Source organism: Halomonas elongata, from assembly GCF_029081005.1.
In the GTDB taxonomy this organism is placed as follows: Bacteria; Pseudomonadota; Gammaproteobacteria; order Pseudomonadales; family Halomonadaceae; genus Halomonas; species Halomonas elongata_B.
On sequence record NZ_JAJQTQ010000093.1, the window covers coordinates 1 to 450 of the forward strand.

General features: G+C 59.1%; 1 pseudogene. It reads right to left on the bottom strand.

Annotated features, from left to right (window positions below):
• Positions 1 to 450, bottom strand: a pseudogene (locus tag LU493_RS19585) (class I tRNA ligase family protein); the annotation flags it as partial.

Consider the following 450-nt stretch of genomic DNA (forward strand, 5'->3'; position numbering starts at 1 on the left):
ATGATCGGCGACTTGTGGCGCCAGCAGCATGGATAGCTGTGCTGCAGTTTCTCAACGTGTAACAGCGCGCCACGCTCACGCAGCATCTCAACGATGATGTCATTGGCTTTGAAAACATTAATGCCGTCCAGAGACGGCCAGGTGCCAGGCAGGTAAGCGCCGTCCGGGCCAACCGGGTTGGCGATTTCCAGACCGTATTTCTGGCTGATGGTGTAGTCGTCCGGACCGTGGCCGCCAGCGGTATGCACCGCACCGGTACCGGCATCCAGCGTCACGTGGTCGCCAAGGATCGCCGGCACGTCGAAATCGAGGAACGGATGCTTAAAGCGCATCAGCTCAAGCTCAGAACCTTGTACCGCCGCCAGAATAGTGTAGTCCGTCGCGCCAACGCGCTTCATTACGCTCTCAACCAGGTCTTTAGCCAGGATCAGCGCCTGGCCGTCAACCTGC